The sequence below is a fragment of the Marinibacterium profundimaris genome (assembly GCF_002210095.1).
Classification (GTDB): Bacteria; Pseudomonadota; Alphaproteobacteria; order Rhodobacterales; family Rhodobacteraceae; genus Marinibacterium; species Marinibacterium profundimaris.
In genome coordinates this window covers 303,365-319,581 of record NZ_AQQR01000005.1, presented here as the reverse complement: position 1 = coordinate 319,581, position 16,217 = coordinate 303,365, and the positions used below count along the sequence as shown (strand labels likewise).

Annotated in this window: 15 protein-coding genes; 7 read left to right on the top strand and 8 right to left on the bottom strand. The window is 67.0% G+C overall.

All coding sequences use genetic code 11. From position 1 onward, the window contains the following. Nucleotides 1-11 precede the first annotated feature (11 nt). Entirely contained in the window at nt 12-1,232 is a 1,221-nt protein-coding gene (locus ATO3_RS15100) for a multidrug effflux MFS transporter (RefSeq protein WP_088650698.1), read from the top strand. Nucleotides 1,233-1,387: 155 nt separating this feature from the next. Further along, the gene (locus ATO3_RS15095) at nt 1,388-2,788 is read left to right on the top strand and encodes a helix-turn-helix domain-containing protein (RefSeq protein WP_088650697.1); all 1,401 of its coding nucleotides are present in this window, start codon (nt 1,388-1,390) and stop codon (nt 2,786-2,788) included. Between the two features lie 60 nt (nt 2,789-2,848). On the opposite strand, the gene ATO3_RS15090 is transcribed toward ATO3_RS15095, so the two are convergent. The 4 genes from ATO3_RS15090 to betI all read right to left on the bottom strand — a co-directional run bounded on the left by ATO3_RS15090 (nt 2,849) and on the right by betI (nt 6,972). Beyond that, a complete protein-coding gene (locus ATO3_RS15090; protein ID WP_088650696.1) occupies nt 2,849-3,091 on the bottom strand; it encodes a YdcH family protein in 243 nt (80 codons plus the stop codon). Nucleotides 3,092-3,157: 66 nt separating this feature from the next. Then, nucleotides 3,158-4,807: a choline dehydrogenase gene (gene betA, locus ATO3_RS15085; RefSeq protein WP_088650695.1), complete on the bottom strand. Its 1,650-nt coding sequence runs from the start codon at nt 4,805-4,807 to the stop codon at nt 3,158-3,160. 84 nt (nt 4,808-4,891) lie between these two features. Then, complete coding sequence (gene betC / locus ATO3_RS15080; RefSeq protein ID WP_088650694.1) at nt 4,892-6,403, bottom strand: choline-sulfatase; 1,512 nt, start codon at nt 6,401-6,403, stop codon at nt 4,892-4,894. Then, nucleotides 6,400-6,972 (bottom strand): choline-binding transcriptional repressor BetI, encoded by a 573-nt coding sequence (gene betI / locus ATO3_RS15075; protein WP_088650693.1) that lies wholly within the window; start codon nt 6,970-6,972, stop codon nt 6,400-6,402. The genes betC and betI overlap by 4 nt, the downstream gene beginning before the upstream one ends. Nucleotides 6,973-7,117: 145 nt before the next feature. On the opposite strand from betI, the gene ATO3_RS15070 reads away from it, so the two are divergent. From ATO3_RS15070 to choV, 4 genes are read left to right on the top strand one after another with little or no spacing between them, the layout of a single operon-like run. Further along, nucleotides 7,118-8,038 carry a choline ABC transporter substrate-binding protein gene (locus tag ATO3_RS15070; RefSeq protein WP_088650692.1) on the top strand — a complete coding sequence of 307 codons (921 nt, stop codon included), beginning with the start codon at nt 7,118-7,120 and terminating at the stop codon, nt 8,036-8,038. A gap of 6 nt (nt 8,039-8,044) precedes the next feature. Further along, on the top strand, nt 8,045-8,707 hold the full coding sequence (locus tag ATO3_RS15065; RefSeq protein WP_088650691.1) for a DUF6946 family protein: 663 nt from the start codon (nt 8,045-8,047) through the stop codon (nt 8,705-8,707). Further along, complete coding sequence (choW, locus tag ATO3_RS15060) at nt 8,704-9,537, top strand: choline ABC transporter permease subunit (protein WP_088650690.1); 834 nt, start codon at nt 8,704-8,706, stop codon at nt 9,535-9,537. The genes ATO3_RS15065 and choW overlap by 4 nt, the downstream gene beginning before the upstream one ends. Further along, on the top strand, nt 9,537-10,562 hold the full coding sequence (gene choV, locus ATO3_RS15055; protein WP_198963286.1) for a choline ABC transporter ATP-binding protein: 1,026 nt from the start codon (nt 9,537-9,539) through the stop codon (nt 10,560-10,562). The genes choW and choV overlap by 1 nt, the downstream gene beginning before the upstream one ends. 430 nt (nt 10,563-10,992) lie before the next feature. Here the strand turns inward: choV and ATO3_RS15050 are convergent, their stop codons facing one another. Then, nucleotides 10,993-11,898 (bottom strand): DMT family transporter, encoded by a 906-nt coding sequence (locus tag ATO3_RS15050; protein WP_088650688.1) that lies wholly within the window; start codon nt 11,896-11,898, stop codon nt 10,993-10,995. 40 nt (nt 11,899-11,938) lie between these two features. Beyond that, the gene (locus tag ATO3_RS15045) at nt 11,939-12,538 is read right to left on the bottom strand and encodes a LysE/ArgO family amino acid transporter (RefSeq protein ID WP_088650687.1); all 600 of its coding nucleotides are present in this window, start codon (nt 12,536-12,538) and stop codon (nt 11,939-11,941) included. Between the two features lie 244 nt (nt 12,539-12,782). On the opposite strand from ATO3_RS15045, the gene ATO3_RS15040 reads away from it, so the two are divergent. Beyond that, nucleotides 12,783-13,040: a hypothetical protein gene (locus tag ATO3_RS15040; protein WP_088650686.1), complete on the top strand. Its 258-nt coding sequence runs from the start codon at nt 12,783-12,785 to the stop codon at nt 13,038-13,040. 136 nt (nt 13,041-13,176) lie between these two features. Here ATO3_RS15040 and ATO3_RS15035 read toward each other — a convergent pair whose 3' ends face one another. Together ATO3_RS15035 and ATO3_RS15030 are read right to left on the bottom strand one after the other, a co-directional pair. Next, nucleotides 13,177-13,917, bottom strand: coding sequence for a YebC/PmpR family DNA-binding transcriptional regulator (locus ATO3_RS15035; protein WP_088650685.1), 741 nt, complete (start codon nt 13,915-13,917; stop codon nt 13,177-13,179). A 371-nt stretch (nt 13,918-14,288) separates the two neighbouring features. Beyond that, entirely contained in the window at nt 14,289-16,163 is a 1,875-nt protein-coding gene (locus ATO3_RS15030; protein WP_088650684.1) for an amidohydrolase, read from the bottom strand. Between the last annotated feature and the right edge of the window lie 54 nt (nt 16,164-16,217).

Here is a 16,217-nt window from a genome sequence, read left to right as displayed (position 1 = left end):
ATTGCAACTGCATGACAGATGCATCCATCAGGTTCCTCGACCGCCGGAGCCCGCCGCATATCGCGACGCTCATCATCATGTGCTCGATCTCGGCCCTGACGATGAACATCTTCCTGCCCAGCCTTCCGAACATGACCGCGTATTTCGACACGGAGTACCGGATCATGAGCCTGTCGGTTTCGCTCTACCTTGGCGCCAACGCGGTGCTGCAAGTCTTCATCGGTCCGATCTCGGACCGGTTCGGCCGGCGCCCCGTGGTTCTGACAGGCTTTGCCCTGTTCCTCGTGGCAACGCTGGGCTGCATCTTTGCCCCGAACGCGACCGTCTTCCTGATCTTCCGCATGTGCCAGGCGGTGGTCAGCGTCGGCCTCGTGCTCAGCCGCGCGATCATTCGCGACATCCATCCCCAGGACAAGGCCGCCAGCACGATCGGCTATGTCACCATGGGCATGGCGGTGGCGCCGATGATCAGCCCCGCGATCGGCGGAGCGATCGATTCCGTCATGGGCTGGCGCGGCAGCTTCTGGCTGCTCTTCATCTCCGGCGCACTGGTGCTCTGGCTCTGCTGGATCGACCAGGGCGAATCCGCTCAAAACACCGGCACCTCCTTCCGCGACCAGATCCGCGAATACCCCGAGCTGCTGACCTCTCCGCGCTTCTGGGGTTACGCCCTGGCCTGCGCGCTCTGCTCGGGCAGCTTCTTCAGCTACCTCGGCGGCGCGCCCTTCGTGGGATCCGAGATCTTCAGCCTCAGCCCGCAGGCGCTCGGCCTGTATTTCGGCGCCCCCGCGATCGGCTATTTCCTCGGCAACTTCCTGACCGGGCGCTACGCCCAGGTGATCGGGGTCAACCGGATGGTGCTCTGGGGCTGCCTCACCTGCGCGACCGGCATGGCGCTCAGCCTGGCACTCTTCGCCATGGGCTTCGGCACCGCCCTGCTGTTCTTCGGCTTCATGACCTTCATCGGCCTGGGCAACGGGCTGGCGATCCCCAACGCCACGGCCGGCATGCTTTCGGTCCGCCCGCACCTGGCCGGCACCGCCTCGGGCCTCGGCGGCGCGCTGATGATCGGTGGCGGCGCGGCGCTCTCCGCCCTCGCCGGCTCGCTCCTCACGCACGAAACCGGCGCCTACCCGCTGCTCCTGCTGATGCTGGTCTCCTCTCTGCTGGGCGTGCTGGCCATCTTCCTGGTGATCCGCCGCGAACGCCGGCTGGAGCTGGCCGGCGCATAACCCCCGGCCAGGCCTCCGGGCACACCACCCCGTTCTTCTTGGCCCAAATACCTCCGGGGGAGTCCGCGCAGCGGACGGGGGCAGCGCCCCCCTCTTGCCTCCCCATCTTTGCAAACCTAAGCTCTCAACAAAGCGACATTTTGCAAAGACGCCTCATGGCCACCCAGAAACTCTATGCCGGCGCCAAGCTGCGCGAGATCCGCACGCGGATGTCCCTGACCCAGAAGGATTTCGCCGCCAAGCTCGGGGTCTCGCTGCCCTATCTGAACCAGATGGAGAACAACAACCGCCCCGTCAGCACCTCTGTCGTGCTGGCGCTGGCGCAGGAGTTCGGCATCGACGTGACCGAGCTTTCGACCGGCGACAGCGAGCGCCTGGTCTCGGACCTGCGCGAGATCCTGGCCGATCCGGTGCTGGCCGATATCTCGCCACCGCTGGCCGACCTGCGGCTGACCGCCTCCAACGCCCCGGCGCTGGCCCGTGCGGTGATCGAGCTGCACCGCGCCTATCGCCAGACCCATGAACGCCTCGCCTCGCTGGACGAGGCGCTGGGGCGCGAGGATGCCCGGGTGCAGGCCTCGCCCTGGGACGAGGTGCGCGACTTCTTCCATTACTGCGACAATTACATCGACGCGGTGGACCACGCCGCCGAAAGCTTTGCCACGCAGGGCGAAGCCTCGGGGGGTATCGCCGCCCATGCCGAGGCGGTGCTGACCGGCATGGGCATCACCGTCACGCTCGACGACATGGAGGACCTGCGCCGCTTCGATCCCGACACCGGCACGCTGGCGCTTTCGTCCCGCGCCGCACCGGAAACCCGGCTGTTCCAGGTGCTGCTGCAACTCGCTCTTCTGCGGCAGGACAAGCTGCTGGAGGCCACGCTGGATTTCGCCCGGTTCCAAAGCGAAGAGGCCCGGGCCATCGCCAAGATCGGGCTGGCCAATTACTTCGCCGGCGCCGCGCTGATGCCCTACCGACGCTTCCTGGAGGCGGCGCAAAGCGACCGCCACGACCTGGAACGCCTGTCGCGCCGGTTCGGCGCCTCGATCGAACAGATCTGCCACCGGCTCTCGACCCTGCAGCGCCCTGGCGCCAAGGGGATCCCGTTCTTCTTCGTCCGCGTCGACCAGGCCGGCACGATCACGAAACGCCATTCCGCCACGCGGCTGCAATTCGCCCGCTTCGGCGGCGCCTGTCCGCTGTGGAACGTGCACCGGGCTTTTGAGACCCCGGGCCGCTTCCTGCGCCAGCTGGCGGAAACCCCGGACGGGGTGCGCTATATCTCCATCGCCTGTGACGTGTCGAAGCCCGGCGGCGCCTTCGGCGCACCGGTCAGGCGCTACGCGATTTCACTGGGATGCGAGGTCCGCCACGCGGGGTCCCTCGTCTATGCGGAAGGGCTGGACATCTCCAATGCACAGGCCTTCGAGCCGATCGGCATTTCCTGCCGGATCTGCGAACGGCGGACCTGCCATCAAAGGTCGGTCCCGCCGCTCGAACGCCGGCTGACCATCGAGGCCGACCGGCGCGGGGTGCTGCCCTACACCGTGCGCTGAGGCACGGGCGGAACGGGCCGGGTCAGCCGCGTCGCGCGCGCTGCCCGCCCGGGCCGAAGATCAGGCCTTTTCCTTGAGATAGGCGTAGATCTCGTCCTTCAGCGCGGCGCGCTTCTTGCGCATCTCGCCCTCGGCCAGGTCTTCCATCGGCTCGACATTGGTCTCGGCGCGGTGGATGGCACGGTTCAGCTGATGGTACTCCTCGTACATCTTCGAGAAATGCGCATCGCTGGTCTTCAGCGCGTGCATTTTCTCGACCATGTCGGGGAATTCCTCGGTCAGCTCGTGCGGGGTGTGGGACATCTCGTCTTCCTTCCTGAAGTTCTGCGTCACGCTATGCACTTCACCTAAGCGCCACCTTGATCCTGATCAACGTTGCGCGGTCCGCCAATCGGGATTGATCCAGGGCCGCTTGTCCGACCGCGGCAGCGGATCTCGGCCCAGGATGTGGTCGGACATCTTCTCGCCCACCATGATCGACGGGCCGTTCAGGTTGCCGTTGGTGATGCGCGGAAAGATCGAACTGTCGGCCACGCGCAGCCCCTCGACCCCGATCACGCGCCCTTCGGGATCCACGACGGACCGCGGATCGCTGGCCGCCCCCATCCGGCAGGTCCCGCAGGGGTGATAGGCGCTTTCGGCATGATCGCGGATGAAGCCGTCGATCTCGGCGTCGCTCTGCAGCTCGGCGCCGGGCTGGATCTCGTGGCTGACGAAGGGGGCAAAGGCCTCCTGCCCGAAGATCTCGCGCGTCAGGCGGATGCAGGCGCGGAAATCGGCCCAGTCCTCGTCATGCGCCATGTAGTTGAAGCGGATCACCGGCGCATCCTCGGCCGCGCCCGAGCGCAGCCGGACCCGGCCCCGGCTTTTCGAGCGCATCGGGCCCACATGGGCCTGAAAGCCATGGCCCTCGGCCGCGGCCTGGCCGTCGTAGCGCACGGCGATGGGCAGGAAATGGTACTGGATGTCGGGATAATCCACGCCCGCGCGCGAGCGGATGAAGGCGCAGCTTTCGAACTGGTTCGACGCCCCAGGCCCCTTGCCGGTGAACAGCCATTGCGCGCCCACCCGCGCCTTTCCCATCAGGTTCCAGTAACGGTAAAGCGTGATCGGCTGGCTCGACGCCATCTGCACGTAGACCTCCAGGTGGTCCTGCAGGTTGGCGCCCACACCGGGGCGGTCGGCCACGACGGGAATGCCAAGCTCGGCCAGATGCGTGGCCGGGCCGATGCCCGACAGCATCAGGATCTTGGGCGAATTGATCGAAGAGGCCGCCAGGATCACCTCGCGCCGGGCCTTCACCGGGGCGCGGCCGGCAAGTTCCACGCCGGTGGCGCGGCCGTCCTCGATGACCACGCGGGTCACCATGGCGCGGATGATGTCGCAATTGTCCCGTTTCAGCGCGGGCTTGAGATAGGCATTGGCCGCCGACCAGCGCCGGCCCTTCCAGACCGTCTGCTCCATCGGGCCAAAGCCCTCCTGCTGGCGGCCGTTGTAATCCTCGGTCAGGGGATAGCCGGCCTGGGCGCCGGCCTCGACAAAGGCGGCATGCAGCGGGTTCTCGCGGGTGCCGCGGGTGACATGCAGCGGGCCGTCGGTGCCGCGCCAGTCGGGATCGCCGCCATGGCCGCCGTCGTGCCAGTTTTCCATGCGCTCGAAATAGGGCAGCACATCGGCATGGCCCCAGCCGCGCGCGCCGGATGCGGACCAGTGATCGTAATCCCTCGCATGGCCGCGCACGTAGACCATCCCGTTGATCGACGACGACCCGCCGATCACCTTGCCGCGCGGACAGGCCAGGGCGCGTCCGCCCAGCTTCGGCTCGGGCTCGGCGCGGTAACCCCAATCGTAGCGCGCCATGTTCATCGGGTAGCTGAGCGCCCCCGGCATCTGGATGAACGGCCCCGCGTCCGAGCCGCCGTGTTCCACCACCAGGACCGAGGCGCCGGCCTCGGACAGCCGGTAGGCCAGCGCGCAGCCCGCGCTGCCGGCCCCCACGATCACGTAATCCGCTTCCATATCAGCCCCTTTCCTCGTCATCGGGCGGCCGCAGCCCGGTCCGGGCAGATCCACCGTGTCGCACGACGTTGAAATTCCGGTGTGTCATTCGCCGCGGGGGTACCGCTGGCTCTCTTCCAGGATGTTGAGATCCATGTGATTGCGCATGTACCGCTCGGACGCCTTCTGCAGCGGCTGGTAATCCCACGGGTAATAGCCGCCCTGCCGCAGCGCCTCGTAGACCACCCAGCGGCGCGCCTGGCTGGCGCGGACCTCGGCATCGTAGGCCGCCAGATCCCAGCGCGCATCGGCGATGGCGCGGAACTCCTCCAGCGTATCGGCATGGGCCGGGTCGGCGGCGAGGTTGGTCAGCTCGCCCGGATCGGCCTCCAGGTCGAAAAGCTGTTCGGGATCAAGCGTGCAGCGGGTGTATTTCCACCGCCCCTGCCGCAGGCAGACCAGCGGCGTGTAAGAGCCCTCGGCGGCATATTCGATCGCCACGGGCGCGCTGCGCGGCGTGCCCTGGGCCAGCGGCACGAGGCTTTCGCCATCGGTCCAGGGGGCGATTTCCGACATGTCGACGCCCGCCAGCGCGCCCAGTGTCGGCGTGATGTCGATGGTGGACACCGGCGTGTCGATCCGCTGAGGCTCCAGCCCCGGCGCCGAGATCATCAGCGGCACGCGGGATGACCCCTCGTAGAAGGACATCTTGAACCACAGCCCCCGCTCGCCCAGCATGTCGCCGTGGTCGGACAGGAACAGGATATTGGCCTCCTGCCGTGTGTCTTCCAGCACCTGGAGGATCTCGCCGATCTTGTCGTCGAGATAGGAGATATTGGCGAAATAGGCCCGGCGCGAGCGGCGGATGTCCTCTTGCGAGATGTCGAAGTTGCGCCAGTCATTGGCGTCGAAGAGGCGCTTGGAATGGGGATCCTGCGCGTCATAACCCGGATCGGCGACCGTGGGCAGCAGGTGGTCGCAATCCGCATAGAGATCCCAGTATTTCTTCCGCGCCACGTAAGGATCATGCGGATGGGTGAAGCTGACGGTCAGCGCCCAGGGCCTCTCGTCCTTGCCGCGCGCCAGATCGTACAGCTTCGAGGTGGCCATGTAGGCGACCTCGTCATCGTATTCCATCTGGTTGGTGATCTCGGCCACGCCGGCGCCGGTGACCGAGCCCATGTTGTGATACCACCAGTCGATCCGTTCGCCCGGCTTGCGGTAATCGGGGGTCCAGCCGAAATCGGCCGGGTAGATATCGGTGGTCAGCCGGTCCTCGAACCCGTGCAGCTGGTCGGGACCGACGAAATGCATCTTGCCCGAAAGGCAGGTGTAATAGCCCGCGCGGCGCAGGTGATGCGCATAGGTGGGGATATCGGACCGGAACTCGGCCGCATTGTCGTAGACCCCGGTGCGGCGCGGCAGCTGGCCGGACATGAAGCTTGCCCGCCCGGGCGCGCAAAGGGGCGAGCCGGTGTAGGCATTGGCAAAGCGCACCGACCGCGCGGCGAGACGCTTGAGGTTGGGCGCATGCAGCCAGTCGGCCGGCCCGTCGGGAAACAGCGTGCCGTTCAGCTGGTCGACCATCAGGATCAGGAGGTTGGGCTTTGCGGTCATGCGGGCTGGTCCTTGAGCATGGTGAGCACGCGCAGGGCGTGGTCGCGCGCCTCGCCGGGCGCTTCGGGATCGTTGAGGGCGGCGCGGATGTAGAGACCGTCGATCAGCGCGGCAAGCGTGTCGGCGGCCTGCGCCGGCGCGCGGCAGACGGGACGCAGGGCGTGGGTCAGGTTCGACCGCAGCCGCCGCTGGTAGAGCCGCCAGAGCCGCAGGGCCTGCGGTTCGGTCTGGGCCAGCACGTAGAAGGTCATCCAGGCGCCGATGCTTTCCTTCCGGAACGAGGCGGGCGCAAAGCTGGCCTCGATGATCGCCTCGGCCCTGGCGTCGGTGGGCGCCGCGATCAGTTCGCGCCGCACCTCGGCGCCGAACTCGGTCAGGATGTGCCGCATCGCGGCCAGGAAGATCTGCGCCTTGCCGCCGAAATAATGATGCGCCAGCGCAGAAGACATGCCCGCCCGCCGCGCGATCTGCGCTACGGTGACATCCAGCGATCCCGCCTGCCCGATCTCGGCGATGGTCGCCCGGACCAGCGCGTCGCGTCGGACGGGTTCCATCCCAACTTTGGGCATTCGGCGATCCTTTCGGGTACGGTGCGGGCAGAGGGTAGGAAGCGTTTATTGACTCGTCAATCAAGAAAAGACTAGCCTCCGGTCAATCACCCGGGTTCACCGGGGAACACCAACGACCACAGGAAGACTTCAGGGAGACTTGTGTATGCGACTGAAAACGACAATCTCGGCCCTGGCCGTGCTGGCCGCGGCCCCCGCTCTGGCTGATTGCGATGCGGTGACCTTCTCGGACGTCGGCTGGACCGACATCACCGCGACCACGGCGGCGACGACCGTGGTTCTGGACGCCCTCGGGTACGAGACCGACATCAAGGTGCTGTCGGTGCCGGTGACCTATACATCGATGGCCGATGGCGACATCGACGTGTTCCTGGGCAACTGGATGCCCACCATGGAAGGCGACATCGCCCCCTACCGCGACGCCGGCACCGTCGACACGGTGCGCGCCAACCTCGAGGGCGCCAAGTACACGCTGGCGGTCAACAAGGCGGCCTCGGATCTGGGCATCAAGGATTTCGCCGATATCGCCGGCCAGGCCGAGGCGCTGGACAGCGAGATCTACGGCATCGAGCCGGGCAATGACGGCAACCGGCTCATCATGGACATGATCGCGGCGGATGCCTTCGGCCTGTCGGGCTTCGAGGTGGTGGAAAGCTCGGAACAGGGGATGCTGGCGCAGGTGGCCCGCGCCGACCGTCGCGGCGATCCGATCGTCTTCCTGGGCTGGGAACCGCATCCGATGAACGCCAATTACGAGATGTCCTACCTGACCGGCGGCGACGATTACTTCGGCCCGAACCTGGGCGGCGCCACGGTCTATACCAACACACGGGCCGGGTACGTCTCGGAATGCCCCAACGTGGGCAAGCTGCTGGAAAACCTCGAATTCTCGCTCGCCATGGAGAACGAGATCATGGGCGCGATCCTTGACGACGGCGAAGATGCGCAGGAAGCCGCCCGGGCCTGGCTCGCGACCAACCCCTTCGTGCTCGAAGGCTGGCTGGACGGCGTGACCACCAAGGACGGCGGCGACGCCATGGCAGCGGTCACGGCCGCGCTGGAGTAAGGCGCGTTGGCCGTTTACAGGAAAACCGGGGGTCCCGCCGATTGGCGGGATCTTCTGGTTGATCCGGACAGGCAGTGGAGAGCGGGCTATTCCGCCATGGCCGCCGCGCAGTCCTGGGAAGCCGGTTTTCCTCCGGAAGTCGCCTCTGCTCTGGGAACCGAAGTCGAGCTGCAACTGGCCATTGTGGAGCACAAGGTCCCCATGCCCGGCCAGGGCTACCCGTCTCAATGCGATGTGTTCGCCCTGACCCGTGCCGATGGTACGGACCAGGCGGTCGCCATCGAGGCGAAGGTCAACGAACCCTTCGGCCCGACCCTTGGCGAATGGCTGGGCCCCTCCCCCTCGGCGAACAAGCGCGAGAGGATCGGAACGATCTGCAGTTGGTTCGGCCGGTCCGATCCCCCGCCCGAACTGCGCTACCAGTTGTTTCACCGGACCGCAGCCGCCATCGTCGAGGCACGCCGGTTTCACAGGCCGATGGCTGCAATGATCGTGCAATCCTTCAGCCCGACGAAGGCCTGGGCCGAGGATTTCAACGCATTCATCCGGTGGATCTCGGACGGGGCCACCAACGACGCAACAACGGATCTTCTGTTGCCCGAAGGCCTGCGCCTACGCCTGGCCTGGGCGATCGGTGACAGCCGTTTTCTGGAGGACGCCACCGCATGAACTGGCTGACCGAGCACAAGATCCCCGTGGGCCAGTGGGCCAGCGCGGTTTTCGATTTCCTGCAGGACCGGGGCGGCTGGTTCTTTGACGGGCTCTCGGACGCGCTCGACAACCTGATCGAGGGCATCCTCTGGGCGCTGGAAACCCCGCACCCGCTGATCATCGTCGCGATCTTCGCGGGCCTCACCTGGGCGCTGCAGCGCCGCTGGCAGACCGTCCTGTTCGTCGTGCTGGGCTTTCTCTTCATCCTCAACCAGGGCTATTGGGAAGAGACGCTGGAAAGCCTGACGCTGGTGCTGTGCGCCTGCATCGTCTGCATGGGCGTGGGCACGCCCATCGGCATCGCCGCCGCCCACCGGCCGCGGCTTTACAAGGCCATGCGCCCGGTGCTGGACCTGATGCAGACCCTGCCGACCTTCGTGTATCTCATCCCCGCCATCGTCTTCTTCGGCATCGGCATGGTGCCGGGCCTGATCGCCACGGTGATCTTCGTGCTGCCCGCGCCGATCCGGCTGACCCACCTGGGCGTGACCTCGACCCCGCAGGCGCTGCTGGAGGCCGCGCAGGCCTTTGGCGCCACCCCGCGCCAGACGCTGTGGAAAGTCGAACTGCCCTATGCCCTGCCCCAGATCATGACCGGGCTGAACCAGACCATCATGCTGTCGCTGTCCATGGTGGTGATCGCCGCGCTGGTCGGCGCCGACGGGCTGGGCGTGCCGGTGGTGCGCGCGCTGAACCAGGTCAACACGGCGCTCGGTTTTGAATCGGGCTTCATCATCGTGGTCGTGGCCATCATGCTCGACCGCATGCTGCGGATGGAGCGCGACTGATGGGCACCGCGGTTTCCTTCGACAAGGTCTCGATCGTCTTCGGCGATCACCCCGACCGCGCCCTGCCGCTGATGGACGAGGGCCAGCAGCGGTCCGAGATCCAGTCAGCCACTGGCCAGGTGCTGGGCGTCCACGATTGCTCGCTCACTGTGGAGGAAGGCGAGATCCTGGTGCTGATGGGGCTGTCGGGCTCAGGCAAGTCCACGCTGCTGCGCGCGGTCAACGGGCTGAACCCGGTGGTGCGCGGCTCGGTCACGATCAACGACGGCGACTGGACCTGCAATGTCACCCAGGCCAGCGCCGAGCACCTGCGCCGGGTGCGCCGGGAATGCGTGGCGATGGTCTTTCAGCAGTTCGGCCTGCTGCCCTGGCGGAGTGTGCGCGAAAACGTCGGGCTGGGCCTCGAACTGGCCGGGCTGCGCCGCGCCGAGCGGGCGAAGCGCGTCGACCACCAGCTGGAGCTCGTGGGCCTGTCGGACTGGGCCGACCGCAAGGTCGGAGAGCTCTCCGGCGGCATGCAGCAGCGCGTTGGCCTCGCCCGCGCCTTCGCGACCGAAGCGCCGATCCTGCTGATGGACGAGCCCTTCTCGGCGCTCGACCCGCTGATCCGCGCGCGGCTGCAGGACGAGTTGATCGAGTTGCAACAGAAGCTGAACCGGACAATCGTCTTCGTCAGCCACGACCTGGACGAGGCCTTCAAGCTGGGCGACCGGATCGCCATCATGGAGGGCGGGCGGATCGTGCAGCACGGCACGCCGAAGGACATCTTCTCGAACCCCGCGACCGACTACGTGGCGGAATTCGTGGCGCATATGAACCCCTTGGGCGTGCTGTCGGCCCGCGACGTGATGGAGCCTGCGGATACCGTGCCGCAGACCAGCGTGCCCCCCACGGCAACGATCCGCGAGGTGATGGAGGCGACCCAGGGCCATACTGCGCCCGTGGGCGTGACGGAAAACGGCGCGCTGCTGGGCCAGATCACGCGCAACGGGATCCTCGCGAAGCTGCTGGATCCCCGGGGGTAGCCTGTCGCGTCCTGTGCGCAGGTACGGGAGCGCGCCGCTCCCTGCCCAGGCTCTATTGCGCGATCTGGGCTCGCGGGCCCCTGGTCCAGCAACCACCACCGAAAACGCCGTCTCTGGTCCCTGAGAAAGAGCAAGGCCGACGTTCCGAACCCGGCCCGGAACAAGCCGAAGGCGCCGGGCCAGCGGCGGCCCGCCCCCACGGGCTGCCGCTTTGGTGAAGCCTGGAGAGACCTCCCCGCGAGGAGGGTCATTGCACCATAAAGCGCACCCGCACAGACAGTGCGGCGGCATCCCGCGGGCCGCCACTGGCCCGGCTCCGGTTTCGGATAATCCTGGTGTCCAACGCAGCAGGCCGCTATCGCTATGGGCCGGGTGCTCTCAAGCCCCCTGCAAACCTGCTTGGATCACCTCAGTGAAGCGCACGGGCACCCTACCCCTTCGTTGCCGGCACCGCCGGCGTCACGCTCCGCCGCTTCAGCTTCGCCTCCCGCCAGGCGATATAGCTGACCGAGGCCAGGATCACCCCGCCGCCGACCATCACCCAGCCATCCACCGGCTCGGCAAAGACGGCGACGCCCAGCAGGGTCGCCCAGATCAGCTGCAGGAAGGTGACCGGCTGCGTCACCGCCACCGGGGCCGCCTTCATCGCCAGGGTCATGGTGAAATGCCCCGCCGTCGCGAAAAAGGCGACACACAGCAGGATCCCCAACTCGGCCCAGGTCGGCCAGACCCAGTGCATCAGAGCCACCGGCGCCAGGCTGATCGCCACCCAGACCGACAGCATCGCGACCACCATCGCCGCGTCGGCCCGGTCCGCCAGCACCTTGGTCATCAGGTAGGAGATGCCGAAGACGAGCCCGGTGAACAGCATCGCGATCTGCCCCGGCCCGACTTCGCGGAACCCCGGGCGCAGGATGATCACCATCCCGACCAGCGCCGCCACAACCGCCAGGATCCGGCGCAGCGCCAGCGTCTCGCCCAGGAAGATCGCCGCCCCGATCGTCACATAGACCGGCGACAGGTAGTTCAGCGCCGTCACCTCGGCGATCGGGATCCGCGCCATCGCGAAGAACCAGCAGCCCACGCCGACCGCGTGCAGGATCCCCCGCACCGCGAACAGCCCCTGCATCTCCCAGCCAAGCTCGCGGATCTTCAGCCGCAACAGCAGCGGGGTCAGCAGGACAAGGCCGATCACATAGCGCAGAAAGGCCGATTCCACCGCAGGAATGCGGGGGCCCAGCACCTTCACCAGCGCGGTGACGGCAACGAAACAAAGCCCGGTGACCAGCATCCACAGGATACCGGCAAGGGGGCGGGACGGAGCAGGATTTGGCATGCGGCCATGAACACCAGATTACATGCTCGGCGCAAGTGGATTACATCAGCACGAGTTTCAGGGCGATGGCCCACATCACCAGGCCCACGCCCGCGTCCAGCCATTGCCAGGCGCGGGGCCGCGCAAAGACCGGTGCCAGCGCCCGCGCGCCATACCCCAGCGCGAAGAAGAAGACGAAGCTGGCCAGCGTCGCGCCCAGGGCAAAGCCCGTCCCGCTGGGATATTGTGCCGAGACCGAGCCCAGCAGCACCACGGTATCCAGGTAGACATGCGGGTTCAGCCAGGTCAGCGCCAGCATGGTCAGCACCACCGCACGCAACCGCACCGGCTCCTGCCCCTCGGCGCGCAGGGTCTCTCCGCCCGCCAGCGCCGCGCGGAAACTGCGCAGACCGTAGACCAGCAGGAAGGCGACCCCGCCCCAGCGCATCGCTTCGGCAAACCAGGGCCAGCGCTCGGCCAGGGCGCCGAACCCGGTGACGCCGGCCAGGATCAGGGCCGCATCCGACACCGCGCAGGTCAGGCAGACCCAGAACACGTGCTCGCGCCGCAGCCCCTGGCGCAGCACATAGGCGTTCTGGGCGCCGATCGCCAGAATCAGCGACAATCCCAGCGCAAAGCCGGCAAGGGCCGATGACATCATGTGCGCAATCCCGTCAGGTTCGCCCTCCCGTAGCAAGGCCGCCCCGGGGCGTCCATCCCGGCGCTTCGCCGCGTGACGCCGCCCCGGTCAAGCTGGCGGCCCGCCTGCCCGATCCCGCGCCAGCACGATAAGCGTTGCTTATGTCGCAGCGGGAATATGATACGTCGCAACCAATCGCGCTTGCGAAATGTCTCCATTTGTCCCATGGATTTCCTATCGGAAACTCCACACCGGGAGAGGATTCTTGGGCAAGTACAACCGCAATTTCGAACTCGGCCTGCAGGACATGGAACTGATCGAAAACGCCCTGCAGCAGGCCAAGAAGGACCTGTCGCTGAAGCGCCTGCGCCTGCTGGCACAGGAGATGGACGAAGCGACCCGCGCGGCCGAGCTGGACGATATCCAGACCGAGCTGACCGAGACGCACGAGCTTCTGGGCAAGCTGCACAACCAGAAGGTCTTCTGGCGGCCCCGCAAGGACACCCCCTACGTCAGCGGCTGATCCCTGTCGCGCCTCCCTGTAACGGAGATCCCGGCCGCGCCGGGTCTCCGGGGGGCGGCGCGCATCTGGCACATAGCCTGCCGCAAAAGAAAATGGCCCCCCGAAGGGAGCCGCCGGTTCCTGTCTCAGCGCCGGATCACAGCGCTTCCATGACCTCGTCCGAGGCTTCGAAGTTCGTCGTCACGCGCTGCACGTCATCGTCGTCTTCCAGCGCATCGATCAGCTTCATCAGCTTCTGCATGTTGTCGAGGTCCATCTCCGTCGTGGTGGTGGGCTTCCACACCAGCTTGGTGCTCTCGCTCTCGCCCAGTGCGCTTTCAAGCGCGGTCGCCACGTCGTTCAGGTCGGTATCGGCGCACCAGATCACGTGCCCCTCTTCCGAGCTTTCCACGTCCTCGGCGCCCGCCTCGATCGCCGCCTCGAAGACCGCGTCGGCGTCGCCCGCGTCAGCGGGGTAGGTCACCTCGCCCTTGCGTTCGAACATGAAGCCCACCGAGCCCGTCTCGCCCAGGTTGCCGCCGTTCTTGGAGAAGGTGGACCGGACGTTCGAAGCGGTGCGGTTGCGGTTGTCGGTCATCGCCTCGACGATGACCGCCACGCCGTTGGGGCCATAGCCCTCGTAGCGGATTTCCTCGTAATCCTCGCTGTCGCCGCCGGTCGCCTTCTTGATCGCGCGGTCGATCACGTCCTTGGGGACCGAGTTCGACTTGGCCTCCTTCACCGCCAGGCGCAGGCGCGGGTTCTTCTCGGGGTCGGGGTCGCCCATCTTCGCGGCGACGGTGATCTCTTTCGACAGCTTCGAAAACAGCTTCGACCGGGCCGCGTCCTGGCGCCCCTTCCGATGCTGGATGTTGGCCCATTTTGAATGGCCGGCCATGTGGGTCTCTCCCCTGCGGACGTCTCGGGATGAATTCTGTCGGCGGATATAGGCCAGGGGGCGGGGCAAGGGCAAGGGGAGCGCGGGATGCAAGCCATGTCCCACGCGTGGGACACGACGCCGGTTGAGGGATTTCAAGGGGTTACAGCGGCGGATTAGGAATTCGTTCAGAATTCGCATGGCCCTCGCCGGGCCGGTTCGCGGGGCAAGTCTGCCGCGTGGCCCGGTCCTTGTGCCCGTCCTGCCACGCGAAGCGCGGCCCCCGCCGGCCCGGCGCGAGCGAAGCGAGCGCCGCCAGCAAGGATATCCGAGCGCAGCGAGGCTACCGAAGCCCCCGGCCCGCGCGCGCAGCGCGGGCCGGGCCTGACCTGTCACATGCGGGTGTAGAGGCCGCCGAAGAGGCCGCGGCAGGCGGCCTCGGACAGCATGCAGCCCGGCGCGCGTTCGACACCGAAGCCGCGGGTCATGGCGTGCATGAAGCGGTGCGCCGTCACCGGGTCGTCCATCAGCGGCAGGCGGCGCAGCTCGCCCTTCTGCTCGCCCTCGGCCGCCTCAAAGATCCGAACGCCGTCCTTGATCGTCGCCATCACCTGCAGCTGGTCCAGCGTCTCGGGGTCCACCGCCGTCGGATCATCCGACAGGATCACGAAATCGGCCAGCTTGCCGACCTCGATGCTGCCCTTGCGGTCCTCCTCGAACTGCTGCCAGGCCGGCCAGATCGTCATCGCCTTCAGCGCCGTCATCACGTCGACCCGCTGGTCGGGCCCCAGGATGTCGCCAGACCGCGTCCTCCGCGTCACCGTCGCGTCCAGGATCCGCATGCTGTCGGGCAAAGCCACCGGCGCGTCATGGTGCGAGCCGAACATCATGCCCCGCGTCCGCACCCAGCCGGTGGGCGAGATGTTGTCGGCATTCACCGGCCCCACCGTGTGATCGCGGTGCCAGTCGCCCCAGTAGAACGTATGCATCGGGAAGAGCGACATGAAGACGTCCAGGTCGCGGAAGCTGTCCACCTGGTCCTCGCGCAAGAACTGGCCGTGGATCAGCACGGGGCGGTTGCCCGGATCGCCATAGGTCTCCTGCGCCGATTTCAGCGCGGCGATCAGCATGTCCGAGGCGCCCTCGCCATTGGCATGGGTAATAACCTGGATGCCGCGTTCGTAGCACCAGTTCACCGCGTCCTGGGTCTGCTGCATGTCGATGGCGGCATAGCCCGCGTAGCCGGCCGGGTAATCGCCCACCGGCTCGTAATAGGGCCGGTCGCGCAGGGCGGTGAAGCCCTGGGGCGAGCCGTCGATGGTCAGCTTGCAGCCGCCCACGCGCACATGGCCGGTGTAATCGGTCGAGACATTGGCCTCGATGTAGTCCGGCGCTTCCAGCACATCCGGGTAGGCAATCACGTCGATCGGCAGGTTGCCCGCCGCGTCGATCCGCTTCAGCGCCTCGACGATCCCGCCCGAGGACCGGCCGTCCTGCGCCGTCGTATAGCCGAAGCTGGCCCACATCCCGGCCCCCGCGCGCGCGAAGGCATCCAGCCCCTCGGACCCGAAATCGCCCAGCAGCGGCACAAGCGTGTTGAAGAAGGCATATTCCTCGAGCACCCCGTTCGGCGTGCCGTCCGCGGCGCGCTGGATCACGCCACCCGCCGGGTCCGGCGTGTCGCTGTCGACCCCGGCCATCTCCAGCAGCTTCGAATTGGCCACGCCCAGGTGGCCCGACTGGTGCACGATGATCACCGGAACCTCGGTCGAGACCGCGTCGAGATCCTGCCGCGTCGGATGGCGCAGCTCGGCCAGCTGGGCGTTGTCGTAGCCGAAGCCGATGATCATCTGCATCTGGTCCACCGCCGCGGCGTTGTCCCCGGCCCAGCCGCGCAGGGTGTCCTGCAGGCTGGCGATGTCGGTGACCGTGCCGTCAGGCGGCGCCAGCAGGTTGGCCGACAGCGCCTGCAGCCCGCCAAAGACCACGTGGCCATGGCTGTCGACAAAGCCCGGCAGCAGCGCGCGGCCGCGCAGGTCGATGACCTCCGTCGCGTCGCCCTGGTGGGGGGTGATGTCGGACAGATCGCCCACGGCAAGGATCAGCCCATCCTTCACCGCGACGGCCTCGGCCCCCGGGTTGGTGTCGTCGATCGTCAGGATCGGGCCGCCCATGTAGATGCTGTCGGCGATCTCCTGCGCGGCGGCGGAGCCGCCCAGGATGAGGGTGCCACAAAGAAGCGCTGCGCGGCAGGACCAGGCTGTCATGACGTAGATCCTTCTGTTTCCGACGGATCTTTCTAAGCTTATACGATACCTGCA

Coding starts and splice junctions, on each gene's coding strand:
- betI (WP_088650693.1), bottom strand. CDS start 6,972: ATGCCCAAAGTTGGGATGGAACCCGTCCGACGCGACGCGCTGGTCCGG.
- ATO3_RS15030 (WP_088650684.1), bottom strand. CDS start 16,163: ATGACAGCCTGGTCCTGCCGCGCAGCGCTTCTTTGTGGCACCCTCATC.
- ATO3_RS15050 (WP_088650688.1), bottom strand. CDS start 11,898: ATGCCAAATCCTGCTCCGTCCCGCCCCCTTGCCGGTATCCTGTGGATG.
- ATO3_RS15035 (WP_088650685.1), bottom strand. CDS start 13,917: ATGGCCGGCCATTCAAAATGGGCCAACATCCAGCATCGGAAGGGGCGC.
- betC (WP_088650694.1), bottom strand. CDS start 6,403: ATGACCGCAAAGCCCAACCTCCTGATCCTGATGGTCGACCAGCTGAAC.
- ATO3_RS15070 (WP_088650692.1), top strand. CDS start 7,118: ATGCGACTGAAAACGACAATCTCGGCCCTGGCCGTGCTGGCCGCGGCC.
- choV (WP_198963286.1), top strand. CDS start 9,537: ATGGGCACCGCGGTTTCCTTCGACAAGGTCTCGATCGTCTTCGGCGAT.
- ATO3_RS15045 (WP_088650687.1), bottom strand. CDS start 12,538: ATGATGTCATCGGCCCTTGCCGGCTTTGCGCTGGGATTGTCGCTGATT.
- choW (WP_088650690.1), top strand. CDS start 8,704: ATGAACTGGCTGACCGAGCACAAGATCCCCGTGGGCCAGTGGGCCAGC.
- ATO3_RS15095 (WP_088650697.1), top strand. CDS start 1,388: ATGGCCACCCAGAAACTCTATGCCGGCGCCAAGCTGCGCGAGATCCGC.
- betA (WP_088650695.1), bottom strand. CDS start 4,807: ATGGAAGCGGATTACGTGATCGTGGGGGCCGGCAGCGCGGGCTGCGCG.
- ATO3_RS15090 (WP_088650696.1), bottom strand. CDS start 3,091: ATGTCCCACACCCCGCACGAGCTGACCGAGGAATTCCCCGACATGGTC.
- ATO3_RS15100 (WP_088650698.1), top strand. CDS start 12: ATGACAGATGCATCCATCAGGTTCCTCGACCGCCGGAGCCCGCCGCAT.